Below are 25,916 nucleotides of genomic sequence, written 5' to 3' on the forward strand. Positions count from 1 at the left end.
ATCACTGGGATTTTTATGCATAACCATAGGCATACAAAGCATACAGATATTCTCCGGATACTTTAGAATCACATGATAAAGGTATTCTTAAACTGGGTACAAAAAACTAAGCCCTCCTAAAAAAGGACATCCAATTATTTGTTCCCACTATCAAATTGACAGTTTATTTAAGAATACCTTGCCGCATATTTATTAACTCCTTTTAAATAGATACTTAAATAATAGCACGTAAGAGCATATTTGTCAAGGAATCTCCAATTTTTTATCAAAGAGAGTACGTGATTACAAAATAGCTGTAATAATGTACCAATATTTGTTATTCTATAATCTTCCAATTACTCCCGTTCTTTTCAAGTACCAAATCAAATTGAGATACCTGCGTTGCTTTGGTCTGCTGGTCGATATACTCCACTGTCAGCGATACCGTGACTTGATTATCCTTACGATTGTGAATAGGATTTACCAGTTCTTGAAAGATGTACTCTTTTCCGATTGGTTTTAATATCCCGTCATTCACATAGTAGGAAAGTTCACTGGCTGTCGCTGTAGGATAGAGCTTGAAGAACGTCGTTAAAAACTCATTGATTTCATTGGTTGTAATGGAATCAACCGTCCCCTCACTTTCAATGGCTTTTGGTTTATAACTTGATTTCTTAGGTATGTTGGTAATGGTCGGATTCTTAACCAGTACCATATTTCCAGAACCATCTACATAGACACTCACTATATAAGCAGAGTGGACGGTCTTTGTATTTTCTCCCTCTGTAATGAGCTGGTCTACACTGTAGGTTACATTAAACTCATTGTCGCCAGTTGGCTCTACCGTCCATATCTGAAATCCTCTTACAGAAGACGATACAGGAATATCTTTGCGTACTGTATCAACATTGAGAGCTTGAAGTTCATCTGTCAGATAGCCTTTTAGACTTTCCATTCGATTATCAATGGACTTATCGGATTGCTCCCATGAATAGTAGACTTTCGCAAAGTTCTCTACAAAATTTTCTACATGATGAGTATCAACGTATTCCTTTTCTATGATAGTTGTTTCGTGAATAGTATGAGTATCTATAGCTGTAAAGTGCTTGAATATCGCAAAGCTGAAACTAAGCCCTAAAAGTACCCACAAGGCAATCACAACCTTTTTATGAGGATTGACCTTATAGTAGACACGAGGTTTCTTTTCCTTTGGTATCTGTTTTTCTTTATTCTGATTTTTTCTAAATTTCATCATTAAATCTTCCTTTCTCATTGTTTGATTCGTCCTGCTCCCACTAAATGCTGTTGCCAGTAGGGGCTTGTTAAGTCGGCATAACCGATTGGGTCGCCTGCATGAAACATACGGTTATTGCCAAGGTATATCCCAACATGAGTAATATAAGAGCCAGCGTTATAGGTAGAATGAAAGAAAACCAAATCGCCAGCTTGTGCTTCCGATAGTGGGATATGCTGGGTCACATCATATTGCTGTTGTGCGGTTCGTGGTAAGTTAATTCCAGCTTTTCCATACGTCCATTGTGTCAGTCCGCTACAATCAAAAGAAGTAGTCGGGGAAGCTCCACCGTAAACGTATCGCCAGCCCTCATATTTCAGTGCTTCGTCCATGATGGCTTGTACCGTATCATCATCAAACTCTGTTGTGACAAGATACTGCGTTACCAGTTGCACATAAAACATATTGCCATAGTTGTATCGCCAGCCCCCATTGATAGGTATGGCTATGGGATTGGGGTAAGACACTTTTTCGCCACCTGAATACTCTTTTGAGAAACTTTGAGCCAGTTCAAAGGTATATTTATTTCCACGATTAGCCACATACCCTAAGAAACCACCACCATAATTGTAGGACTGGATAACCGATTCTAAATCTACACTGAGCCTTTCGCTACTGGCTAATAATTCACTGAAATACTTCACACCTTGCTTAATGGATTCTTCTGTACTCAATGAATTAGGTGGAAGACCGAGGGATTCCGAGGACTGCATAACATCTTCCGCAGTACCGCCCGATTCCACCTGTATAATCGCAAGAAGTATGTTGACATATTCTTCAACGCCATATTCTTTGGCATATTTTTCTACCATAGGCTTATGAGCCAGCACTTCTGCGGAAACATTCACACCTCCATAATGAATATTGGAAATTCCGCTGTCCTGTTCATCTGAAAATAAAATGGCAACAAACAGAAGCAGTGAGAAGACCATCAAGAATAATCCAGAACCACCAATCACTAAAGTTTTCAACTTCATGGTTTCTTACCGACTTTCTTAATGGTGGCGGTTTTGATTGGTGGTCTACTTCTTGTATTTTGTAGTGGTACTCTTTGAACAGTAGACGGACGTTCTTTTGTGATTGGACGTTGTGAAGTTCTATCTGCTGTAGTGGTTGAAGTTGCTGGCTTTTGAACGATTTTTTCTTGAACGGTATTGCCTTGGCGTTCCACTTTTGGACTTGAAAAATCGGACTTAACTGCTGGACGCTCTTGTTTGGCTTGTTGAGATTCCTTATATGAAGTCTGAATATTAGACTGTTTTGAGGTCTGTTCATCATGATATTGTTCTTGTCTTGTAGTCGGTCTTTCATGAACAGAAGAAGCAGGCTGTTTTTTCTGTTTGACCTGTTCCATTTCAGAGCGACGCTTCGCAATGGTTTTTCGCCTTTGTTCCTGCTGTTCCTTGCGTCCACTGGCTCTGTCCGCTTTGGTTTGAGAAATACTACTGGTTAAATCACGGACATTCTCTTTTACTTTGGATTTTCCTTGATATACTGCATATCTTGCATTGGTCGGCAAATCTTTAACCTGTTCTTTCAAACCACTAGCAGTGTCTACCATTCTGTCTTTGGTATCAGCTACTGTACCGATGGTTTGACCGATACGTTTTCCAAGTGTTGATTTTTCCTTTCCGTCTGGTCGGGAGTGATCTGCTTGTGTCCTTGCAGAACTCCCCGAACCCGACTGTCCTTTTTTACCTGTAACAATGGCAGACCCAGCCCCTAGAGTAGTCATGGAACGTCCAAGTTTCCGCTGTAGACGGTGCATGTGAGCGTGCATAAGCATACGAGGTTTTCTCATCACACGACTTCCCACACTTTGAGAATCGTTACTCTGTAGAGAAAACATACTCATTAAATCGCCCAGCTTGAAGTAGATTCCTGCAAAGGTCACAATCTGTAGAAAAGCAATCAAAAAGAACGGATAACCAGCCGATAAGGTATAGAGCATGGTTGAAATACTAAATGCTGTCGTAATAATCAATGTGATTCCAGCTCGTGTCAAAATGGTATTAAAGAGCTTTGTTATGGCTCGTTTTGACATACCATCAAATGATGGAATCATGCTTAAAATAAAGCTCACAGGCAGAAACATAGCATAGATGATAAAAAGTACCTGCGAGAAAATCATGATTCCTGTTAATAGGAATACAAATATGGAAATCCCAATATTGAAGACAAATAGGAAGAAGACTGTACCTAAACGGTTAATGGTCTTTGTAATGGTTAGATTGGTATTGCTTCTGTCTTCAATTTCTTCCGCAACAATTTTTTCTCTGTCTTCGCCATTGTTGGAATCTGGGCTGGTGGAGAGCAGGCTTTCCACACGGTCAATACCGATACTTTCAATGTCTGAACTGTTGTATTGAAGCAGTAGCCACGGTTGCTGAACCTGTATGGAAAACAGGCTATCTCTGATTAAGTCCACGCTGTCCTTGCCTTGACTATCGGAATGGGGCATGACAATCTTCGTGCCAAGTGATAAACTGGCATTACTGATGTCTGATGAAAAGTCATTGATTTTTTTAATGTAGTCGGGAGCGTAGGCAATAAAGGAAGCCGATAGGATAAACACCAGCACAAAATTCATAATGGCATGAATTGCCTTTGTGGTTTCTCTCTTTATCAGTCCCGTATAGGCAACATAAACCCCAAGAACCAAAATCAAGAGTAAGAGGAATCCAACATAGAAACCCTCTGTTGAAAATCCGTTTGCACTCACACCAGCTAAGGTCTGCATATTCTTACCAATGGAATCTGCTGTAGCGGAAATGAAGTCTAAGGAATAGGCTTCCTGTACTAAGTAACCTGTCGCATTGGAAACATACAAACTGATTGTCCAAATAAAATTGGTAATGGCATATAGTCCATACATGACCTGTTTTCCAATCCCGTCCGACCAGTTCCACGGAAGCCAGCCCCAGCTATTATCCACATAAAAATCCAGTTGATAGTTTTCAAGTGGGTATCGGCTGTATTCATTTGCCACATTGACCGTATCATCTACCAAGCCCGCAGCTTGAACCACCGTTCCCAGCATGGCTAAAAGAAAAATGGCAATCACAAGTGTGAAAGCCACTGTCATTGCCACTTTACCTAGACGTTTCAGCGTCCAGTTTGATTTTATTCTGTTTACTATTGATGGTTTCACATTTACACCTCTTTTCGCACAGGTGGTCTGGTATCAAAGGCATGGAGCAGTTCTTCAAATACAGGGTGGAACTGTATCACACCGACACGACCATATAAATCACTGATAAGGCATTGCCCGTTTTCCAAATCACGCAATCGCTTCTGATTGTTTTCGTCCTCTGGGTCTACACCAAAAAAGGCTAAGGTCTTTTTAATCTCGTTAAGGTCAGTGGAACGAAATGCAAATTTTAAGCCGAGGTTATTTTTCAGTTTTTCATCTAAGAGGTCGTCTGTATTTTGGGTCACGAAATATACCCCAGCGTTCATAGCACGACCAGCCCGAACCAGCTTCATAGATAGTGTTTTTCCTTGTGCTACCTGTAAAAAGCTCCATGCTTCGTCTAAATCTACAATCTTGAAAATGCTTCGGTCTGTATGGATAAAGTCTAAAGCAAAGGTACTAATGACAATCAGCATAGCAACGGATAAAAGCTCCATAGTGGTATATTCCTCAAAGGAAGTTTCCTTGTCGGGAAGTACCAAGTCCGCAACCTGTATAATGTTCAGTTGTTTTTCTAAGCTGATAGACTGCTCCACATAACCATTACTGAATAATAAATGTGCAAAGTCATAGTCTGTAAAACTTTCGATATGGTCGGCTATACTGGTACTTAGTGGCGTATTCTCAACCCGTAATTCCTCAATCACTTTCATCAACCCTCGTACTTCACTATTGGTTACTGCACGAATGGCTTTTCTAAGGATTGGGAAGCGTTCCCCATCACGAGAGGAAATCCCCGTAAGGAATGTCAGAATATCAATAGCCAGTGATTCAGAATCTTTGGGATTTTTCATAATCACATAAGGGTCAAGTAAGCCTTTGTTTTTCTCATCAGAAGTCAGAGTGACGATATTGATTTCATGGGAAATCTCTGGCAAGGTTTCTTTCCATCTGCCACGTTCTGCTTTTGGGTCTACAATCACTGCTTGTGCCCCATAAAGCACCGCATAATAGACGATAAGGTTATTCGCAAAGGATTTACCACCACCCAGCGAACCAACAAAAGCCGACGCTAACGCATTGGTTACTGAACCCTTAACCCCTTGACTGGCAAGAGCAGGTTTCAGATAGACATTGCGTCCAGTATCTAAGCTGTAGCCAACATAAATCCCCTCATTTTCCCCCAGCATTTGAGTAGCACCAAAACCTAAACCAGCGAGGAAATCAGAGGTCACGTATTGAATATAATCATTCATATAACGCTTGCTGGCAGGTAAAAATTCTTCATGTAAGCCGAGCATATCCCCAAATGGTCGTACCAGTTTTACGCTTAAATCGTCATAAAAATCTTTCACTTCATTACAACGACGTTTGAGTTCGTCAAGATCATTTGCTGATACCCTTACCACATAAGACAGCTTGTACATAGATTCCTTGCTTTGGTCTAAATTGGTTTCCAGCTCATTCACACTTTCCAGAGCTTCCGCCACATTGGAGCTGGTTTCATTATCACTTTGCCAAGCGTGGTTATCCAAGTCTTTCAGTTCTTTCTTTTTATTGCGGACAGTAGATAGGGCTTTACGATTCGCTACAATTTCCACATTCATTGACGTATCAATCGGGAATGTAAATTGCTGTTGCTGGTAGTAGAAGATTTCAGAGGACGGGAAGTCCAGTTCTCCGACAATGCTGTTAATGGTAAAGTAAGCTACATAGACGGTTTCATCTTCCTGCTGGATTTTCAAATATCGCTGTTTTTCTTCCACCAAACAGCGAGTAGGCTTAATCAAGTCATAGTATTTAATCAGCGTTTCATTATCCAGCTTTTTCTTTGATAGATGGTACTCATACTCTTCATAGGCAGTGCCTGTCTGTCCGTAAAGGTGTTCAATCAGATAGCCGAAGTCGTCCTTATCTAACCTGCGGATTTTGAAACGACGAGAGATTTTATTTTCTAAGAGCTTTTCCATCTTCTGAAAACGCAGGATTTCATCATTACTCATACTAACAAAATCGCCCATCAGCTTATGGTTCACATCATAGACAAAATCAGACAAAGCATTTTTTGCTTCAACGGTAAGACTTTTCATAGAAAACTCCTGATCGTTGAGAAGCAACTTAAAGCCGATAAAGAAACGGTAGTTCACTTAATTTTCGCCAATCATGGATATTAAAGCGTCTGTCTGTTGGTCGATTTTGTCATAGGCAACCGCTTTGAGCTTGCCAGTGACTTCATTTTTGGAACGCTCTTGTGCAGAACGTATGCTGGATTCTGTACTGATTTGTAAAGCATGAATTTTGCCATCACGATTTTGTGCGATAAGCTGTCTGAAAGAATCATGCACTTGTATTTTCTGTTCTGGACTTAGAAATGAGTAATTGTAAGGAACAAGCTCATAGTAAGCATAACATTCCCCGTCTTTATTCCAGACGAGATTGTTTTCAATGTATTTAATTGGATATGCCATAAAATTCACTCCTAACTGCTGTAATGGCTTCTTGTGGCTGGTTTCTGCCAAGCGTTACTTTTTTCCTGCATAGGTCAGCTTTGGTCGCAGTGCATAAGCAATGACAGACTTCAAAAATCCATAAGGCTTTTTACCATCAAAAGTTTTTGTAGACATAAACCATGTGAAAGCCACAGGAATCCCAAAGTATTTGAGAAATGCTCCCTCTATCATGGAAAGAGGGGGCAAGTTGCCAAGTATCATCACTGCAAAGAGTGACACGACAAACCATGTCATTTGCGTAAAGGTTATGGGAAACGGAAGTCTAAAATCATTGATAGAATACAGTACCTTTTCCACAGACCAGATACTGGTATAGCTTCGTATTTTCTTCATGTAATCAATCCTTTCATAAAAAATAGGGGTAGCTGATTGAGCCACCCCGTAAAATAGAAAATCTGCCAGTAGTAATGTACCGACAGATTTAATAGACGATTTCAAAAATCCCATGATTGGTTGAGATAAACGTTCCTGAAAGGTCTAAATCCCGACCATAGGCTTGATAATCAATATAGTTTTGAAGACTAGCTGGTACTTCGCCTAAAGCACCCGTTTCTTCAATGTAGTAGCGTGCCACGTCATACATATCATCACAATCGGAATGAATGATAATATCCTCTTGATGTTCGCTTAGTTCTTCAATGCTTGAAAAATGAGTGAGCAGAGCAGATAGCTCCGATTGTAATTCTTCGGGTAATTCCGATACCATTTCCCATAGTCGATTGAGTTCGCCAATGGAAGTGTATTCGTCAACCGTAAAGGGTAACTCGTAGTCATGAATGGCGTATTCCTCATATTCATCATTCAAGCCGATTTTCTCTTTGACTTCCTCAAAGTCAATGGGAAAGGTAAACCACGCACCGACCAATTCGCCCTCATTGTATTTGCCTAAATTCGCAATATAGACTTGCATATCGTCCATATATTCACGTCCTTTCTTTGTAGAGATTCAAAAATCCCTACCGCACTTCGTTTGGTGTACCATTCCTTTGCGGAACATAAGAAAACCACTTATATTCCACAAAAGAACGGTTTTATTTAAGCACCAATAATGCGATTGAATAGCTCTAGTAAAATGTCTTTTACTCCAGCAGCGTTGAAGACTAAGCCAACCGCAATAATCGCAATAATTAAAAAGCCAATCAGTTTGCTAAACTCACGCTTGAAGCCAAGATACAAGCCAATCACAACGATTGCTAAAAGCACCAGTGATTGAGCGTTTGATAGAAACCAGTTATAAAGGTTTTGTCCAAAATTCATAAAAATGTTCTCCTCTCTATATTCAATGAATTTGTATTTGAGTTATTTTTTTGGGGTATACACTTTCTGGTATGGATAGAGATTCCATGCCAGATTTTTTTATACAAAAAAGAGGACATTTGCTGTCCCCTCGTTATACAATCAATTCACCACAAAAATCATGAAAGAAGGTTAAACAAATGTCCCATAATGATTCTATCCTAAATATTCTTGGAATTAAAGATAAAAATATTAAAATTATTTCTGTTGAAGAAGCTGAACACAACAACGATTCTGTTAAAGAGTATATAACGCTAATAACAGCTACTCTTTCTTATCCGATTAATCGTTGTCGTAACTGTGGCTTTCCCACAGTTAATAAGGATGGCTTTCGCAAAACTCATGTACGACTGGCAAGTTTAAATGGGAGAAGATATGAACTAGAGCTTCGTAAACAACGCTATAAATGTAAATCATGCCATACTACTTTTGGTGCTATTACTAATTTAACCAAAGAAAATCAAACCTTATCCAGTGATCTCAAAAATCAAATCATGCTTTTAGCTCGTAAAGGCTTATCTGGTCAGCTTATTGCTGAAATGTGTCACTGCTCTCCTAGCAGTGTTCGTCGAACAATCTTAGAGCGCATGGAACCACACTATCGTGTGGCTAAGTTGCCTAAGCATCTATGTTTTGACGAGTTTCGTTCAATTAAGTCTGTGATGTCCTTTATCTGTTGTGACGCTGAAACCCACCAAATTGTCACAAAGTTACAGGATCGTCTATCACCTACCATTGTTGATTATTTTGAAAGTCGTTATTCAAAAGCCGAACGCGAATGCGTTCAATCAGTTGTAATTGATTTAAATGCTCAATATCAAAGTTTTATCTATCGCCTTTTCCCTAATGCCAATATCATTATTGATCGCTTCCACCTTGTACAATTAGCTGGTCGCGCTTTGGACAATTGTCGTATCTCTATCCTAAAGCAACTTGATAAACAGAGCCAAGAATATAAAATTATGAAGTCACATTGGAAGCTATTCCATAAAAAAGCTGAAGATCTTCACCCTGAAGAAGTAGTTTTTCTTCGCGGCGTTAAACAATATATGACTCGCCAAAATGCTGTTGATCTCATTACTAGTAAATTTTCCAAGTTCGCTGAAGTATACCAAACTTACCAAGATATCACGAAAGCCCTAAACGAGCGCAATAGTGAATTACTAGAGTCAACCATCTTAGACTACCAAAAAACCAATACAGAAATGGATACTGCTATTCAAACCCTTCGTCAAAACAGAAAATATGTCTTAAATAGCGCTAAATTTGAATACTCTAATGGTCCTTTAGAAGGCATCAATCGCAAAATCAAAACCCTAAAACGAACTTGTTATGGTTTTGCCAATCAAAAATTTTTCTTTTTAAGAATCGATTGTATTTTTTCGTAAAAAAATACCCCCTACATTTTCGTAGGAAGTATTTTTAGTCAACCATACCAGTTGACAGATATCCCACTTAGGACATTTTCCTACAAGGGGTCCCGAGCGCTTAGTGGGAATTTGTACCCCTTATCGATACAAATTCCCCGTAGGCGCTAGGGACCTCTTTAGCTTCTTGGAAGCTGTCAGTAGTATATCTAATAATTTATCTCCATTCCCTTTAGTAACGTGTAACTTTCCAAATTTAAAAAAGCGACTCATAGAATTATTTCCTCCCGTTAAATAATAGATAACTATTAAAAATAGACAATACTTGCTCATAAGTAATGGTACTTAAATTGTTTACTTTGGCGTGTTTCATTGCTTGATGAAACTGATTTTTAGTAAACAGTTGACGATATTCTCGATTGACCCATTTTGAAACAAAGTACGTATATAGCTTCCAATATTTATCTGGAACATCTGTGGTATGGCGGGTAAGTTTTATTAAGACACTGTTTACTTTTGGTTTAGGATGAAAGCATTCCGCTGGCAGCTTAAGCAATTGCTGAATCGAGACTTGAGTGTGCAAGAGCAACCCTAGTGTTCGGTGAATATCCAAGGTACGCTTGTAGAATCCTTCTTCAACAATCAGATAGATGTCAGACGCACGGCTTTCAAAAACCACTTTTTTAATAATTTGTGTGCTTAAATGGTAAGGAATATTCCCAACAATTTTATACCTCTGTTTGTTAGGGAATTGAAACTGTAGAATATCTTGGTGAATTAAAGTGACACGAGTATTCAGTTTTAATTTTTCTGACGATAAGTTGAATAGATGACTGTCTAATTCAATAGACGTTACCTGTTTACTTATTTTAGCCAGTTTCGTCGTTAAATGCCCTTTACCTGTTCCAATTTCGTAAACGGTATCGGTTTCTTTTAAATTCAATTGTTTTATTATTTGGTTGAGTACTTTTTCACTCGTTAAAAAGTTTTGAGAATATTTTATATTTTTGTTCATGTAATCTCTCCTGAAGTGATTACATCTATAAACAAATACAGAAGTTAAACGATTTGTTTGTAATTTTAGTTATCTGTTTAAAAAGTCATAAGATTAGTCACTGGTAGGAATTAATCTAACGTATTTATTTATCTGCGTAATCACTGTTTTTAGTCTGTTTCAAAACAGTAGATGTTTTATCTACATTACGCATTTGGAATACCAACATGACGAATCCCTCCTTCTTAATTACAAATTTTTAGCATCTAATTTAACTTCAATTCCTATTATACAAAATTTTAAGATAATGCACTATCAACACACTCTTAAGTTTGCTTCTAAGTCTTATTTCCATAACTTCTTTTACGTTTCCGCCATTCTTTGCTGTTTCGATTTTTATGATATGGTGCAAGTCAGCACGAACACGAACCGTCTTATCTCCCATTATATCCTTTTTTTGTTGTTATCACGTCCTGTTCTTTTACTGACTGTTGCTTCAAAATCTGCTTGTGTCGGTCTGTCAGTTTCGCATGGTCGAGAATGTCTTTTACAACCTGCGTCTGGTTGATTTCATCAAGTTTAATCGCAACCTTTAAGGTCGGGGCAACTTGATGAGATAGCCAGTTCAGCGTCCTTTGGAAGGAGTAAGGCTCTGGTTTTGTGGTTAGTTTTAATCGTTCACGATTGTTCCCAATAAACCAAGCCCATTCTTCATTCAGTTTCCAATCAGAACGAGGTTTGGAATCGTCTTTATCTACAAAACGGATATACCGATTGATAATTTTAAAGGCGGTATGCTCTGGATTGTCATAGACGAGTAAATCACGGACTGCATAATAGGCACGCTCATTTTTCAATCGAATCTCAAAACGGTTTTTTACTTCTGCGTCTTCAATGGGAATATCATTTTTCTTGTACTGCTCGTAGTCCTTTTCATAGATACAGAAATAAACTTCACTTTGTAATGAACCGATATAGAGGGTGTTTCCCATACATTCCTTTTCCTCTTTGCGTACCAGTTCGCCACTGCGATAGCTTTTAAAACTGCGGAAGACGGAGATACATTCTTCCTGTTGGCACTTTTCAGTGAGTACAGGGATATTCAAAATCCCTGTCTTATCGTTAATGGCAAGGTCAAGGCGTTTCATCACACCGCCAGCCACCAAAACGTCCATAAAGAACTCATACCAGCTTCTTTGTTGTGCCAGAAGATAGCTTTCAAATTGTCTGCACCCACGACCTTTCAATTCCACCAGAACTCCTTTGTCCAGTTCATGGGAGCAAAGGACGAATATGTCGCCTAAAGCATAATGCTCTGAATAAGAATAGAAACCATAGTCCTCATGAAGAAAATAGGACAGTTTCAGTTGTAAGATGTTTTCGACCACCTGCTGTACGTCTGTTGTCGGAAAGCGAATCCTTACATAATCAAACAGCATTTCAAGGGGAGCGTCGGGATTGAAGCGTTCCAGAGCTTCCCAAAGGGACTGCTGTAAATCCTCTGATGGCTTGACTTTTCCTGTTTCAATATCGCTTAGATACTGCCTTGTAATACCAGTCGCAACAGCTAAACGGTTTTGAGATAGTCCATAAGCCAAGCGTTTTTCTTTTAAATGCTGTAACCAAGTTTGTTCATTCAGTAAAAATCCCTCCAATCAAAAAGGCGTATGTCAACTTTTAAAGCCCATTTGACATACGCTGAAATTTTGTAAATCCCTTGTAACCAAAGGATTTTCTAATGTTTTTTTGACTGTTTCCTGTCGATTTGTACCCCCCTGTTAGATACGGGGGGTTAAGTGCTGGCGTGGCTATTGCCACACCAGCCAGCAAGATCAGTCCACACCTGCGACTTCCGCTTCGCACGTCGCCTGCGTGGACTGTCTGCTGTTGGATAACTTTTTAATTTCCTCCAAGAAATCATATCCTTTTGGTACAAGGGGAGTATAAAACTCTGATATGACACTTGTTCCTACATCAACATAGCCACGACCTTTGATTCGCTTTAAGAAGAAATCCTTTTGTACGTCACTGCCAAACATCATGCCATAGCCCATTTCAGACATACGACCTAAAGCCACTCTGAAATTAAACTGATCACGGATTCCGTCGCCTAAATATTTTGCGTCTGGACGTTGACAAGCCAGTATTAGAAAGAAGCCAGCTTGACGACCTAACATGACAATCTGTTTCAGCTTATTCATAACTGCGGTGTTTTCTTTTGTTCCCAGCATTTCCATGAAAGCGACGTATTCATCAAAGATTAAGAAGTGTGCCGGGAGACCTAAGTAAGCATAATTTTTGCCAGTCTTATAGTTCTTCATCTGCTTCATTTCCTCACTACGTTTCATCATTTCTTCATAGAATGTTTCAATGCAAGAAAGCAAGTCTTCTTTTCTATAGTAGACATTTGCCATCACAGAACCTAAGTCCGCAAGGTCAGCATTTTTCGGGTCAAGAATATACAGTTTTGAATCTGTATGAAGCAAGGCTTCAATCAGTGTCAGTATAAAGTAAGTTTTACCGCCACCTGTACCACCAGCAATCAACATATGAGGGAGCTTATCATATTCCCACCATACGTTTTTCATTAAGCGAAGTTTACCATCTTTAGCTTCTACTTCATCAATAGAAATACGACTGGCTATGGTGTCATAGAGCAAAGTATATTCCACATAGGAATCCTTTAACTCTTTATCCGTCAGCTCACAGTACAAGCCACTCTCTAATTTCTTTTCCAAGTGTAAGAGTTGGTCTTGATATTTTCCCAGCGTGATTTCCACCCGTATCTGTATCAAGCCATTTTTAAGTCGATAATACATTTTAGGGAAGTAGGTTATCTTTTCCTTTGTACGACCAGCACTATCTTTAAAGAAACCCTCTGTTTTGACCTGTTCAGATTCATACCACTTGTTTTCAAGTATCATCTTTGCCAGTTTTTGACGGTGGTAAAGTTGTTTAACCGTATCATAGCGAACCCGTTTGAATACAAACGCTACCAGCAAGCAGATAAGAATTGCGACACTGAAACTGATAATTAAATAGGGAATGTCAATCTTATCTGCTTGTGATAGGTTAAAATCCTGCCAGTTGATCTGCTGGATTGTCTTCACATGAAACAGTCCGACAACCAGCAGGAAAACAGGCAGGAGTGACGCTATCGTAAAATGAAAGACTAAATCTTTACCAGATGGGCGAATCCTTTTACCACGCTGTTTCATGCGAAAAAGTCTCCTTTCTACCTAGCGACTATTTGTCTTGTGTCGGTTCTTTCTTTGCTTGTGGTTGAGCTTTGAATGAACTAGAATCCTTTGTCAGCACAATATCGTCTGCCTTGATATACCAGTCAACATCTGCTCCTTGATAGGTGGCAGTAGCAACGGTGTCCGCAATGGGATTGATAAGTTCCACCCGTGCGTTATAATCAAACTCTTTCAAAGGCACGCTGGCAGGAATACTTACTTGAATCATGCGTCCTTGTCCTTTGGATTTTAAGTCATAGGTACGTTCCTTGATTTCATCTGAAACCGACCCGTCTTCATTTTGGATTCTCACTTCACGACGTAGAGCAGAGAATTTCAATTCTCCAAAAGTCGTGTCTTTATCTAATACAATGCCATTTGCTAATCTCATCATTTTTCCTCTCTTTCTTTATTCTTTTATCATGTCGTCAGCATGTAAAAGGTAATTTGTAAAACCACGAGTGCCGATTTTGTAGCCCTCTGCGGTAATACGTGGATTGACTAACTTCACACGTTCCTCAAAGCCGAAATGTTTTTCGCCAGCTTCAGCAGGAAGCACCACCACAATATCATCTGCTCTTTGAACATCAGAATAGAGATTATAGCTTCTTGATAAGACAGTTAGCCGTCCGTTGATTCTTCGCTGAACGACTTTATCCTCGCCAGCAAATTCTAAATTGCCGAATGTTTTTTCCATGTTGGGAATCACAAATTTAAGTTCCATATTTTTACCTATCCTTTCTTTTTTATTGGCTGAATGAATGTTTGATGGTCTTAAAGAGTGGGGAACGACCTTTTGATTCTTGATTTTTTGTTTTCATAAGTTCACTTCCTTTCAAAATCGGGTAAAAAAATAGACACCTCATTTTTTGAAGTGTCTACCTATTAAATATTCAAATTTTATTGGAAGTATCTTTATATCTTCACTTTTCAAGGATAAATCGTCGTATCAAAGCTCATTCATAAGTAGTAAATTAGTAGTAAATTGAGTGGTTTTGACCTTGATAAAGTGTGATAAGTCCAGTTTTTATGCGGATAACTAGATTTTTATGCTATTTTTGATATAAAAAATAGATAAGAAAACCCTGAAAATCAAACTTTCAGGGTTGGTAGGGGATTGGAGAAATTAGTTGATTTTCTCGACATAGAGTTGTTTTGCAATGTCCATACTTACTTGTAAGTCCTCGTCTTTACTAAGGATAGTGAAGGTGTTGCTGAAGCCATCAAACTGCTTGACTTGGAGCTGATCACCGATGTGAAGTGAGTGCTTGTCCAGATAATGGAGAATGTCAAAACTATCATGCACCCGAGTCAGGCGGTAGGAGCCAGCTTCCTTGATGTCAGCTAGTGGGAGGTTATTGATTTCAACTAGGAGTTCTCCCTTGGCAGGAATGGTTCCTCCGTGAGGGCAGGTCTTGGGAAATCCAAGCAATTTATCCAGTCTTTCCACGAAGAGGTCAGAGACAGTATGTTCCAATACCTCAGCTTCCTCGTGAATCTGGTCACTCGTATAGTTTAAATGATGAACCAGAAAAACTTCAATCAAGCGGTGTTTACGATAGAGCTCAGAGACCAATTTGAGGCCGAGGTCAGTCAGTAGATAGCCACATTCCTTGTCCTTGAGGATGAGATTTTCGCTCTTCATCCGTTTAATCATTTCAGTTACGGCAGGGGGAGAGACTTGCATGCGGGCAGCAATTTCCTTGTTGGTAATCTTATGCAAATCTATGCTAATTTCATAAATACATTTTAGATAGTCTTCTTTATTCGGGGTCATTCGCTTCCTCTTGTCTAATATCTTTATCTAGTATATCAAAAAAAGCTAGATTTCTCTAGCTGTGACTTTTTATGTTATACTTATTGCAAGAGAAAAAACGAGGAGATGGATATGACGAAAATAGCTCTTCTTTCAGATATTCATGGAAATACCACCGCCTTGGAGGCTGTTTTGGCAGATGCTCGGCAGCGAGGAGTGGATGAATACTGGCTTTTGGGAGATATTCTCATGCCAGGGACAGGGCGTAGAAGGATTTTGGACTTGTTGGCTCAACTACCGATTACAGCTAGAGTTTTGGGAAATTGGGAAGATAGTCTGTGGCATGGTATCCGTAAGGAATTGGATAGTACTCGTCCCAGCCAACGCTATCTCTTGCGCCAGTGCCAGTATGTTCTAGAGGAGATTTCCCTAGAAGAAATTGAACTGCTCCATAATCAACCACTCCAGATCCATCGTCAGTTTGGGGATTTGACGGTAGGAATTAGCCACCATCTTCCTGATAAGAATTGGGGACGAGAGTTGATTCATACTGGAGCGCAAGAGGATTTTGATCGCTTGGTGACCAATCCGCCTTGCGATATTGCTGTTTATGGTCATATTCACCAGCAGTTGCTTCGTTACGGGACTGGTGGACAATTGATTGTCAATCCTGGTTCGATTGGGCAACCTTTCTTTTTAGACGCTCAGCTACGGAAGGACTTGCGGGCCCAGTATATGATTTTGGAGTTTGATGACAAGGGCTTGGTAGATATGGACTTCCGACGGGTAGACTACGATGTGGCAGCTGAATTGCAGTTGGCTAAAGACCTCAAACTTCCCTATTTTGAGGTTTATTATGAAAGTCTGGTCAATGGTATCCACCATACTCATCATCAGGAATTTTTGAGAGAATTGGCCCAGAAAGAGGGTTATGATAGGGAATTAGATGCTTGGTTGAAAAGTGGTAACGATTGACATTACAACTGAAAAGGGTATAATAATAGAAAAAGAAGAGTAGAGGCAGGCTAGCCTCATAAAAAGGAGAAGAGGATGCAAATTCCAAGTAGATTTACCATTGCGACTCATATGCTGATAATCATTGCCCTCAAGGGGAAGGAAAGCAAGGTGACCAGTGATTTTCTGGCTGCTAGTGTCGGGGTCAATCCTGTCATTATCAGAAAAACCTTGTCCCAGTTGAAGAAGGCAGAGCTGATTTCAGTAGCGCGTGGAACGGGCGGAACAGAGATTGTCAAGGATCTCAAGGACATTAGTCTTTTAGATGTTTATCAAGCGGTTGAGTGTCTTGGTAAGACCGGTCAACTCTTTAGTTTCCATGACAATCCAAATCCAAATTGCCCAGTTGGAGCTCATATTCATGATGTTTTGGATCAAAAATTGGAGAGAATTCAGCTGGCTATGGAGGCTGAACTTGGTCAGACCAGTTTAGAGCAAGTCGTGGCTGATGCAGAGAGTCAGATGAAGGAGTGATTTTTTCTTTAAAACAAAAAAGCTTATGAAAAGGTTTTTATACTCAATGAAAATCAAAAAGCAAACTAGGAAGCTAGCCGCAGGTTGCTCAAAGCACAGCTTTGAGGTTGCAGATAAAGCTGACGTGGTTTGAAGAGATTTTCGAAGAGTATTACCTTTTCATAAGCTTTTTATCTATTTTTCCAGGCTTGGTAACGGGTATCAATCAATAACTGGGTGAGGCGTCCCATGGTTTCTCTTTTTTTTGGAGTGAGGGATTGAGCTTGGACGAAGAGATGACGAATGTGTTCGATAGCCTTGAAGGAAGACAGGTCATTGATGGATCTAATCCCAGCATCTAGAATGGTGCCAAAGAAGAGGTCGAAGTAGAGCTGGAGTTCTTCATCAGGGACTGTGGCCACCCACTCCTTGAAGGTTGTGTCGACTTGTTGACTATCACTATTAGTCTTATCTAGTTGAACGAAGTGTTTGTCCTCAATTTGCCAACTAAAGGTATCGTGCTGGGCAATACCACCCAAGGCAGTACTGTGAACGATGATTTGGTGGGCAGGGATTTCCAACATCATACCGATAATGGAACCTTGTGGAATAAAGACCTTGGTTCTATCCATTATCCTTTGATAGCCCTCGGTTTGTGTCAATTCTTTGTGGAGACCAGGCGCATCAAAGGTATAAACTGCTGTGATTTGATTTTGCAAGCTTTGCTCAATTTGACTAGCAGCATAGATGGCTAGATTTCCTCCCTTGGAATGCCCAGCCAGAATGACCTTTTGCTTAGGATGTTGGGCAAAAAAGTTCTTTAAATAGCGAATGGCGTGCTTTTGAGCAGGAATTTCCTTCATATAGGTCAGGTGGAAATCTTCCTTCCAGCCAATGATACTGTCATCAGTCCCACGAAAGACAATCAGATAGGTGTCGAGAGTGAGACGGTAGGTCATAGCTGCAAATTGCTTTTGCAATTCAGGGTCAATGTCATTGATAAAATGGGAGAGTTTGCAATTTTTGAAGCGCTTGTGTTGGGCTAGTTCATCTAATAGCTGGAGGCGATTTTTACTGATCAACATGTTAGGCTCCCTTGGAACCTGAGGTGCTAGGTCTAAAAGTCGCTGAGGATTTGTGGAGACCAGATTATCAAAGGAGAGGGAGGTTGTTTCTGTTAAGGCTAAAACATCTAATTCATTCAAAGCTAGGTCGTAAAAGGAATCGTATGCGACATCTTTCAGATAGTCAAAAATATTGGTCATAAGAGCTCCTTTCTTTTTATTTATCTTATCAAATTTCCCTCAAATTAGCTAGTAGGATTGTCTTACTTTGTTGGCTAAAAACAAGCTATTTCAAATTCAGTTTCAGGCCTTCAAGCATGGAAAAATCTGTTATAATAATAGCAAAGGAGAATCAGATGCACAAGATTTTATTAGTAGAAGATGATCAGGTTATTCGGCAACAGGTCGGGAAAATGCTCTCTGAATGGGGATTTGAAGTGGTTCTGGTAGAAGACTTTATGGAAGTTTTGAGTCTATTTGTTCAGTCGGAGCCTCATCTGGTCCTCATGGATATTGGCTTGCCCTTGTTTAATGGTTATCACTGGTGTCAGGAGATTCGCAAGATTTCCAAGGTCCCCATCATGTTTCTGTCTTCGAGAGACCAGGCTATGGATATTGTCATGGCAATCAATATGGGGGCGGATGACTTTGTGACCAAGCCTTTTGACCAGCAGGTTCTTTTAGCTAAGGTTCAGGGCTTGTTGCGTCGTTCCTATGAGTTTGGGCGTGACGAGAGTTTACTGGAATACGCCGGTGTGATTCTCAATACCAAATCCATGGATGTACATTATCAAGGGCAAGTCTTGAATTTGACCAAGAACGAATTCCAGATTTTACGCGTGTTGTTTGAGCATGCGGGCAATATTGTAGCGCGTGACGACCTGATGCGGGAACTTTGGAACAGTGACTTTTTCATTGATGATAATACCCTCTCTGTCAATGTGGCTCGTTTGCGTAAAAAGTTGGAAGAGCAGGGCTTGGTAGGATTTATCGAGACCAAGAAAGGAATAGGGTACGGATTAAAGCATGCTTGATTGGAAACCATTTTTTCTAGCCTATTTGCGTTCCCGTAGTCGTCTTTTGGTTTATCTGCTTTCTTTGACGTTTCTGGTTTTGCTCTTTCAGTTTTTATTTGCAAGTTTAGGAACTTACTTTCTCTACTTTTTCCTCTTGTGTTGCTTTGTAACCATCTTATTTTTCACTTGGGACATATTGGTGGAAATGCAGGTTTATCGTCAGGAACTTCTCTATGGAGAGAGGGAAGCCAAATCTCCATTGGAAAGAGTTTTGGCTGAAAAATTAGAAGCGCGTGAGATGGAACTCTATCAGCAGAGGTCAGATTCAGAAAGAAAACTGACTGATTTGCTGGATTACTATACCTTGTGGGTCCATCAGATTAAGACCCCCATTGCAGCCAGTCAACTCTTAGTTGCAGAAGTGGTCGATCGCCAACTGAAGCAGCAATTAGAACAGGAAATTTTCAAGATTGATTCCTATACCAATCTAGTTTTACAGTACCTGCGTTTAGAAAGTTTCCATGATGATTTGGTCTTAAAGCAGGTTCAAATCGAGGACTTGGTCAAGGAAACACTTCGTAAATATGCTCTTTTCTTTATTCAAAAAGGCTTAAATGTCAATCTACATGATCTTGATAAAGAAATCGTGACGGATAAAAAGTGGTTGCTAGTCGTTATTGAACAAATCATCTCAAATAGTCTCAAGTACACCAAGGAAGGTGGTCTGGAGATTTATATGGATGGGCAAGAGCTTTGTATCAAGGATACGGGAATCGGGATAAAAAACAGTGATGTCCTCCGAGTCTTTGAACGTGGCTTTTCAGGCTACAATGGACGCCTAACCCAGCAGTCATCTGGACTTGGCCTCTACCTATCTAAGAAAATTTCTGAAGAACTAGGTCACCAGATTCGCATCGAGTCTGAGGTCGGAGAAGGAACGATAGTGCGGATCAAATTCGCTGAAGTGAAGCTCGTTATTGAGTAAAAATAGACGAAAAAGCCTCCAATCGGAGGCTTTTATGCTAGGCTCTTATTTCTCAACGCGTGATTTGTTGGCGATATCAGCTAGGATAGCTTGAACAAAATCATCTACTGAGACAGTTTGTGTTTCTTTTTGGCCGTAGCGACGAACGTTGACTGTTCCGTCTTCCATTTCCTTGTCCCCAACGATCAATTGGTAAGGAATCTTGCTGGTTTGTGAAGCACGGATCTTGAACTGCATTTTTTCATTGCGCTCATCTACGTCTGCACGAACACCACGGTCACGGAGTTTCTTGGCCACTTCCCAAGCATAGTCCACGTGTTTTTCGTTAGATACTGGGATGAGGGTTACTTGGTGTGGTGCAAGCCATGTTGGGAAGGCACCCTTGTAGTTTTCAATTAAGATAGCTGTGAAGCGTTCCATAGTTGAAATAACACCACGGTGGATCATGACTGGACGGTGCTCTTCGCCATCAGCTCCGATGTATTTAAGGTCGAAGCGTTCTGGAAGCAAGAAGTCAAGTTGGATAGTTGAAAGTGTTTCTTCCTTACCAAGAGCGGTCTTAACCTGGATATCCAATTTTGGTCCGTAGAAGGCTGCTTCACCTTCGGCTTCAAAGTAGTCCACACCCATTTCATCAAGAGCTGCACGAAGCATAGTTTGGGCATTTTCCCACATCTCATCGTTATCAAAGTACTTATGAGTATCTTGAGGGTCACGAAGAGAGAGTCGGAAGCGGTATTCAGTCAAGTTGAAATCTTCATAAACATCGATAATCAACTGAAGGGCACGCTGGAATTCTTCTTGGATTTGTTCTGGAGTCACAAAGAGGTGACCGTCGTTAAGAGACATTTCACGTACACGTTGAAGACCTGTGAGGGCACCAGATTTTTCATAACGGTGCATCATACCGATTTCAGCGATACGGATTGGCAACTCACGGTATGAGTGAACATGGTGTTTGAAGACTTGAATGTGGTGTGGGCAGTTCATTGGACGAAGGACAAATTCTTCCCCGTCACCCATATCCATAGTTGGGAACATGTCTTCTTGGTAATGATCCCAGTGACCAGAAGTCTTGTAAAGTTCAACAGAAGCAAGTGGTGGAGTATAGACGTGTTGGTAGCCTGAAGCCAACTCCTTGTCAACGATATAGCGTTCCAATTCACGACGAATAGTCGCACCATTTGGCAACCAGAATGGCAAACCTTGTCCCACTTCTTGTGAAATCATAAAGAGGTCAAGCTCTTTACCAAGTTTACGGTGGTCACGTTCCTTAGCTTCTTCACGCATTTGGAGGTAGTTTTTCAAGTCTTTCTTGTCAAACCAAGCTGTACCATAGATACGTTGCATCATAGCGTTGTCACTATTTCCACGCCAGTAAGCACCTGCTACATGGAGAAGGTGGAAGATTTGGATACGGCCTGTTGATGGAACGTGAGGTCCACGGCAGAGGTCTACATATTCGCCTTGACGGTAGATAGTCAAACCACCCTCGTCTTCTGAGTGTTCTTCAATCAATTCCAACTTGTAAGGGTCATTCTTGAATATTTCACGAGCCTCGTCTTTCGTAACTTCTTCACGGATTGATGGGAAGTTTTCTTTGACGATTTTTTGCATTTCTTCTTCGATACGAGGAAGGTCTTCGTTAGAGATTTGACCAGCAGTATTGTCAGTATCGTAGTAGAAACCGTCTTCGATGGCTGGACCAACTCCCAAGTGAATGTCTGGGAAAAGGCGACGAGCTGCTTGGGCGAACAAGTGAGCTGCTGAGTGACGCAAGATTGGAAGAGCATCTTCGTGATCAGGTGTCACGATTTCGATGCTTCCATCTTCAGTGATAGCACGAGTAGTGTCGATGAGCTTGCCGTTGAATTTACCAGCCAAGGCCTTTTTAGCTAGAGAATTGCTGATAGATTGGGCAATTTCAAAAGTTGTAACGCCAGATTCGAATTCACGAACAGCGCCATCTGGGAAAGTAATGTTAATCATGATGTTCTCCTTACTTATATTATTGACGAATGTGTTAACCCTATTCTGAAAACAGGGACAGAGGATTGTGAAAGATAGAAAAACAAAAAGCGACATCCTCGAAAGGACGTCGCAACGTGGTTCCACCTTCATTTATGTTCCTCAAAAAAGAGGGACACCTCTGATTGGCTCTAACGTGGCCACCGTTTTATGTTTTCATAAAAAACTCAAGAGTAGTATCAGTTTAGGCCTCCTATGCGTTTCCAGCAACCACGCACTCTCTAGTAGAAAGGGACTAAGTGACTTGTCTCTATGGATTATTATAGCATGATTGTGAGATTTTTCAAGGATTTTGTGAAAGTTTTTTGTTTTTCACTTTTGTAGAATATGCTTGATGCCAATACCGGAAGTCATGCCCACCAGAGCCAAGGTTTCATAGGCTAGGAAGTAGGGAAGGATAAATTCTCTGAAAGTAATGATGGTAAAACAATAGAGCAGTCCGTTCCCCAGTAACCATCAAAGAGAGAAACGGAAACGGTAGCTATAGAGTAGCGATATAATCAAGATTACCAGAGGTGTAAAGAAGAGAATATTATTTACGTAGAGACTCTTGAGCAAAAGGGGGTCAGAAATAATTAGTGATAACAACTGATAAAGTGGCCAATAAAAGAAAAATATGACCAGATAGTAGGGGAGATGGGAATAGAATCTACGCATGATAATCACCTCGTTTTAAAAAACAGATAACTTAGATTTCTTGCTATGATTATTATAGCATATTTAAAACAAGAAAGTAAATCTGTTGACAAAGAAGTTAGTTATTGGTAGAATAGTGAATGTCGTAAAGACAAATAACTTCTTCTTGGTTACAGGCATGCCAACCTGTCACTCGGATGAAGCCAAATAAAAAGGAGAAACATCATGGCAATCTCAAAAGAGAAAAAAAATGAAATCATCGCACAATATGCACGTCACGAAGGTGATACAGGTTCAGTAGAGGTTCAAGTTGCTGTCCTTACTTGGGAAATCAACCACCTTAACGAACACATCAAACAACACAAAAAAGACCACGCTACTTACCGTGGATTGATGAAAAAAATCGGTCGCCGTCGTAACTTGCTTGCATACTTGCGTAAAAACGACGTTAACCGTTACCGTGAGTTAATCAACTCTCTAGGACTTCGTCGCTAATCTTGCGTCTAAACCGTTTCTATACTTCGTTGGCTTCGGCTCGATGTACCATTAGTACAACCTTCGCCTCGTCGCCTAGTCTATAAACGATTTATCCAGCAAGACTGGAGCTCTCTGATTTTCAGAGGGCTTTTTACGTTGTCACCTTACCTCGATATACTCAAGTATAATCTTCGGTTACGGTTCCTAGCACTGTAAGGTAAAATAAACCAGAATGATCTCCCTTCGGGGAGATTTTTTTGTTTCACTAAAAATTTCGTACAATCTTCGGCTTACCGCCTAGTCTATAAACGGTTTATCCAGCAAGAATTATGATGCTAAGGGCGTAAGAAATCCGTATGAAAATAGGGAAATGACACAGTGTTCGATGAACACAAGGAGTTTCATCTTTTTCACTAGGATTTTATCCCAATCTCAAATCAGCTCTCTGATTTTCAGAGGGCTCTTTTATTGAGGTTTTATCGGTCACAATTTTGGAGACTACAAAAACCTCAAATGGTATCAGCTAATGACACCATAAAGGTGCGTATCTACTCGGAGAGCCCACACTTTACGAAGTAAAGTATAGTATGTTATACTTTACATAGAAGTAGTCACCTAATTCCAGTTAGAAATTACTTTGTAACTACGTTTTGAGGAGGAGTAAAATGCTTTCCTATGTTCGAAATTACCCACTAGCGATAGCTAAATTAATGTGTCTGTGCTCGCCTAAAATCTGCTGATTTATTACTGACTAATACAGGAGGGTTTTTTATGGGACAGACAATCATATCTGCTATTGGTGTTTATATTTCCACCAGTATCGATTATTTAATTATTTTATTTATTTTATTTGCACAGCTATCACAGAATAAACAAAAATGGCATATTTATGCGGGGCAATATCTAGGCACAGGCTTACTTGTAGGGGCGAGTTTAGTTGCTGCTTATGTCGTTAATTTCGTGCCTGAAGAATGGATGGTTGGATTGCTTGGTTTAATCCCTATCTATTTAGGGATTCGCTTTGCAATTGTTGGAGAAGGTGAGGAAGAAGAGGAAGAAGAGGAAGAAATTATTGAAAGATTAGAACAAAGCAAGGCAAATCAACTGTTTTGGACAGTTACATTGCTAACAATTGCGTCTGGCGGAGATAATTTAGGTATCTATATACCTTATTTTGCTTCATTAGATTGGTCACAGACCCTCGTGGCCTTGCTTGTGTTTGTAATCGGCATAATTATCTTATGCGAGATTAGTCGGGTGTTATCCTCTATTCCCTTAATATTCGAGACAATTGAAAAATACGAGCGAATCATTGTGCCCTTAGTATTCATTCTACTTGGACTATACATCATGTATGAAAATGGCACGATAGAGACTTTGCTGACCGTGTAGATTTTTTTGTTTCACTAGGATTTTAGCCCGGGCTCAAATCAGCTCTCTGATTTTCAGAGGGCTTTTTGAGTTGTCACCTTACCTTGGTATACTCAAGTATTATCTTCGGTTACGGTTCCTAGCACAATAAAACCAACTATATTCATTTGTTCTCATCTTGTTCCATTGTTGAAAATATGGTATACTTTTCATGAGAATTTTCTAAATTTTTAAGATTCTATCAAAGGAGGTTTGCATGCTTTCCAAATTTTCTGGAAGCCGACAAGACCTGAAATTTGTGTTACTTTTAGGTGTTTTGCTAGGTATTTTAGGGATTTCTCTCTTTCTAGCAGTTTCAATGGGATCTGTTGCGATTGATCTAGGAGATACCTATCGGATTATTTTGAGTAGGTTAGGATTTCCTCTTGAGATAGGAGAGGTTTCCAAGTCCACTCTTGCCATTGTATGGAACATGAGATTCCCTCGAGTATTGTTAGGTCTGATAGTAGGATCAGGCCTTTCTATGTGTGGTAGCGTGATGCAGTCTACAGTGAACAATCCCATCGCTGAGCCCTATGTCTTAGGCATCTCTGCTGGTGCAACTCTAGGAGCAACCTTGAGCATCATTCTTGGTTTAAAAGTGATGATTAGCCTTGGAGCTTTTCTTGGAGCTATTTTGGCAACAATTGCTGTTCTCATCATTGCCTCTATGCAGGGAAGGATGACGACTTCCAGTCTGATCTTATCGGGAACGGTGGTCAACGCTCTCTTTCTAGCTTTTTCAAACTTTATTATCTCAGTTGGCGCTAATGCGGATAGTGTGATGACCATTAAGTTTTGGACAATGGGGTCGCTCGCTGGGACTTCCTGGGCAGACTTGGTCCTGCCAACTATAGTAGTAGGAATAGCCTTTCTATTTTTCTCTACTCAGTATCGTGTTTTCAATGCGATGATGATGGGAGATGAGGATGCTTTAACTTTGGGGATTCCCTTACGCTTTTATTGGTATCTTTATGTGACCATGGTGGCTGTGCTGACAGCAGTCTTAGTGGCAACCTGTGGGATTATTGGATTTGTCGGTCTGATTACTCCACATTTAGCTCGAGGGTTAGTAGGAACGAATTACAGGAGACTTTTTCCTGTTGCGACCATACTGGGTGCCCTCTTTGTCATCTGGGCAGACGTACTCTCTCGTATCACCATTCCAAATGCAGAGCTTCCTATTGGTATTTTCACAGCCTTAGTAGGTGCTCCCTTCTTTATCTATATTGTTGGAGGTAGGCGAAGGGAGGTGAGGGTCTGAT

24 protein-coding genes and 4 pseudogenes are annotated in these 25,916 nt (G+C 40.2%); 8 read left to right on the forward strand and 20 right to left on the reverse strand.

Annotation, left to right across the window (positions count from 1 at the left end):
• The 8 genes and pseudogenes from HT722_RS06185 to HT722_RS06225 all read right to left on the reverse strand — a co-directional run.
• Positions 1-72 (reverse strand): annotated as a pseudogene (locus tag HT722_RS06185) (tetracycline resistance determinant leader peptide); the annotation flags it as partial.
• A gap of 244 nt (positions 73-316) precedes the next feature.
• Positions 317-1,252 (reverse strand): conjugal transfer protein, encoded by a 936-nt coding sequence (locus tag HT722_RS06190; RefSeq protein WP_001224320.1) that lies wholly within the window; start codon positions 1,250-1,252, stop codon positions 317-319.
• A complete protein-coding gene (locus HT722_RS06195) occupies positions 1,249-2,250 on the reverse strand; it encodes a bifunctional lysozyme/C40 family peptidase (protein ID WP_000769868.1) in 1,002 nt (333 codons plus the stop codon). The genes HT722_RS06190 and HT722_RS06195 overlap by 4 nt, the downstream gene beginning before the upstream one ends.
• Entirely contained in the window at positions 2,247-4,424 is a 2,178-nt protein-coding gene (locus tag HT722_RS06200) for a hypothetical protein (protein WP_050199214.1), read from the reverse strand. The genes HT722_RS06195 and HT722_RS06200 overlap by 4 nt, the downstream gene beginning before the upstream one ends.
• 2 nt (positions 4,425-4,426) lie before the next feature.
• A pseudogene (locus tag HT722_RS06205) lies at positions 4,427-6,874 on the reverse strand (ATP-binding protein).
• A pseudogene (locus HT722_RS06215) lies at positions 6,858-7,249 on the reverse strand (conjugal transfer protein). Before HT722_RS06215 ends, HT722_RS06205 begins: the two co-directional pseudogenes overlap by 17 nt.
• A gap of 88 nt (positions 7,250-7,337) precedes the next feature.
• Positions 7,338-7,835: an antirestriction protein ArdA gene (locus HT722_RS06220; protein WP_000342539.1), complete on the reverse strand. Its 498-nt coding sequence runs from the start codon at positions 7,833-7,835 to the stop codon at positions 7,338-7,340.
• 116 nt (positions 7,836-7,951) lie between these two features.
• Positions 7,952-8,173 carry a hypothetical protein gene (locus HT722_RS06225; RefSeq protein WP_001009056.1) on the reverse strand — a complete coding sequence of 74 codons (222 nt, stop codon included), beginning with the start codon at positions 8,171-8,173 and terminating at the stop codon, positions 7,952-7,954.
• A gap of 179 nt (positions 8,174-8,352) precedes the next feature.
• Between HT722_RS06225 and HT722_RS06230 the strand changes: the two genes are divergently transcribed.
• Positions 8,353-9,600 carry an ISL3 family transposase gene (locus HT722_RS06230; RefSeq protein ID WP_000019067.1) on the forward strand — a complete coding sequence of 416 codons (1,248 nt, stop codon included), beginning with the start codon at positions 8,353-8,355 and terminating at the stop codon, positions 9,598-9,600.
• 256 nt (positions 9,601-9,856) lie between these two features.
• Here the strand turns inward: HT722_RS06230 and erm(B) are convergent, their stop codons facing one another.
• The 9 genes from erm(B) to HT722_RS06275 all read right to left on the reverse strand — a co-directional run bounded on the left by erm(B) (position 9,857) and on the right by HT722_RS06275 (position 15,589).
• Entirely contained in the window at positions 9,857-10,594 is a 738-nt protein-coding gene (gene erm(B) / locus HT722_RS06235) for a 23S rRNA (adenine(2058)-N(6))-methyltransferase Erm(B) (RefSeq protein ID WP_001038795.1), read from the reverse strand.
• Positions 10,595-10,718: 124 nt separating this feature from the next.
• On the reverse strand, positions 10,719-10,802 hold the full coding sequence (locus HT722_RS06240) for a 23S rRNA methyltransferase attenuation leader peptide (RefSeq protein ID WP_001814874.1): 84 nt from the start codon (positions 10,800-10,802) through the stop codon (positions 10,719-10,721).
• A gap of 48 nt (positions 10,803-10,850) precedes the next feature.
• A complete protein-coding gene (locus HT722_RS06245) occupies positions 10,851-11,018 on the reverse strand; it encodes an MLS leader peptide (RefSeq protein ID WP_000502600.1) in 168 nt (55 codons plus the stop codon).
• Positions 11,008-12,228, reverse strand: a complete 1,221-nt coding sequence (gene mobT / locus HT722_RS06250; protein WP_000398285.1) for a MobT family relaxase — start codon at positions 12,226-12,228, stop codon at positions 11,008-11,010. The genes HT722_RS06245 and mobT overlap by 11 nt, the downstream gene beginning before the upstream one ends.
• A 22-nt stretch (positions 12,229-12,250) precedes the next feature.
• Entirely contained in the window at positions 12,251-12,403 is a 153-nt protein-coding gene (locus HT722_RS06255; protein WP_000879507.1) for a hypothetical protein, read from the reverse strand.
• Positions 12,404-12,405: 2 nt separating this feature from the next.
• Positions 12,406-13,791, reverse strand: coding sequence for an FtsK/SpoIIIE domain-containing protein (locus HT722_RS06260; RefSeq protein WP_000813488.1), 1,386 nt, complete (start codon positions 13,789-13,791; stop codon positions 12,406-12,408).
• A gap of 28 nt (positions 13,792-13,819) precedes the next feature.
• Positions 13,820-14,206: a YdcP family protein gene (locus HT722_RS06265; protein WP_000985015.1), complete on the reverse strand. Its 387-nt coding sequence runs from the start codon at positions 14,204-14,206 to the stop codon at positions 13,820-13,822.
• Positions 14,207-14,221: 15 nt separating this feature from the next.
• Positions 14,222-14,536 carry a YdcP family protein gene (locus tag HT722_RS06270; protein ID WP_000420682.1) on the reverse strand — a complete coding sequence of 105 codons (315 nt, stop codon included), beginning with the start codon at positions 14,534-14,536 and terminating at the stop codon, positions 14,222-14,224.
• A 402-nt stretch (positions 14,537-14,938) separates the two neighbouring features.
• Positions 14,939-15,589 carry a metal-dependent transcriptional regulator gene (locus tag HT722_RS06275; RefSeq protein WP_054384446.1) on the reverse strand — a complete coding sequence of 217 codons (651 nt, stop codon included), beginning with the start codon at positions 15,587-15,589 and terminating at the stop codon, positions 14,939-14,941.
• 111 nt (positions 15,590-15,700) lie between these two features.
• Here HT722_RS06275 and HT722_RS06280 point away from each other — a divergent pair, with 111 nt between their 5' ends.
• Positions 15,701-16,543 (forward strand): metallophosphoesterase family protein, encoded by an 843-nt coding sequence (locus HT722_RS06280; protein WP_164226489.1) that lies wholly within the window; start codon positions 15,701-15,703, stop codon positions 16,541-16,543.
• A gap of 75 nt (positions 16,544-16,618) precedes the next feature.
• Entirely contained in the window at positions 16,619-17,056 is a 438-nt protein-coding gene (locus tag HT722_RS06285) for an Rrf2 family transcriptional regulator (RefSeq protein WP_001166796.1), read from the forward strand.
• Between the two features lie 170 nt (positions 17,057-17,226).
• On the opposite strand, the gene HT722_RS06290 is transcribed toward HT722_RS06285, so the two are convergent.
• The gene (locus tag HT722_RS06290; RefSeq protein ID WP_173278118.1) at positions 17,227-18,300 is read right to left on the reverse strand and encodes a DUF2974 domain-containing protein; all 1,074 of its coding nucleotides are present in this window, start codon (positions 18,298-18,300) and stop codon (positions 17,227-17,229) included.
• A gap of 155 nt (positions 18,301-18,455) precedes the next feature.
• Here HT722_RS06290 and HT722_RS06295 point away from each other — a divergent pair, with 155 nt between their 5' ends.
• Complete coding sequence (locus HT722_RS06295) at positions 18,456-19,133, forward strand: response regulator transcription factor (protein WP_000548993.1); 678 nt, start codon at positions 18,456-18,458, stop codon at positions 19,131-19,133.
• Entirely contained in the window at positions 19,126-20,100 is a 975-nt protein-coding gene (locus HT722_RS06300; RefSeq protein WP_173234644.1) for a sensor histidine kinase, read from the forward strand. The genes HT722_RS06295 and HT722_RS06300 overlap by 8 nt, the downstream gene beginning before the upstream one ends.
• 45 nt (positions 20,101-20,145) lie before the next feature.
• Here the strand turns inward: HT722_RS06300 and thrS are convergent, their stop codons facing one another.
• Positions 20,146-22,089, reverse strand: a complete 1,944-nt coding sequence (thrS, locus tag HT722_RS06305) for a threonine--tRNA ligase (RefSeq protein WP_000608345.1) — start codon at positions 22,087-22,089, stop codon at positions 20,146-20,148.
• 40 nt (positions 22,090-22,129) lie between these two features.
• Positions 22,130-22,338 (reverse strand): annotated as a pseudogene (locus HT722_RS10730) (hypothetical protein).
• A 651-nt stretch (positions 22,339-22,989) separates the two neighbouring features.
• Here HT722_RS10730 and rpsO point away from each other — a divergent pair.
• The 3 genes from rpsO to HT722_RS06320 all read left to right on the forward strand — a co-directional run bounded on the left by rpsO (position 22,990) and on the right by HT722_RS06320 (position 25,915).
• Positions 22,990-23,259: a 30S ribosomal protein S15 gene (gene rpsO, locus HT722_RS06310; protein ID WP_001018251.1), complete on the forward strand. Its 270-nt coding sequence runs from the start codon at positions 22,990-22,992 to the stop codon at positions 23,257-23,259.
• Positions 23,260-24,012: 753 nt separating this feature from the next.
• On the forward strand, positions 24,013-24,633 hold the full coding sequence (locus HT722_RS06315; RefSeq protein ID WP_173278120.1) for a CadD family cadmium resistance transporter: 621 nt from the start codon (positions 24,013-24,015) through the stop codon (positions 24,631-24,633).
• A gap of 235 nt (positions 24,634-24,868) precedes the next feature.
• Entirely contained in the window at positions 24,869-25,915 is a 1,047-nt protein-coding gene (locus HT722_RS06320; RefSeq protein ID WP_173278122.1) for an iron ABC transporter permease, read from the forward strand.
• Position 25,916 lies beyond the last annotated feature (1 nt).

The organism is Streptococcus sp. 53 (genome assembly GCF_013276565.1).
Lineage (GTDB): Bacteria > Bacillota > Bacilli > Lactobacillales > Streptococcaceae > Streptococcus.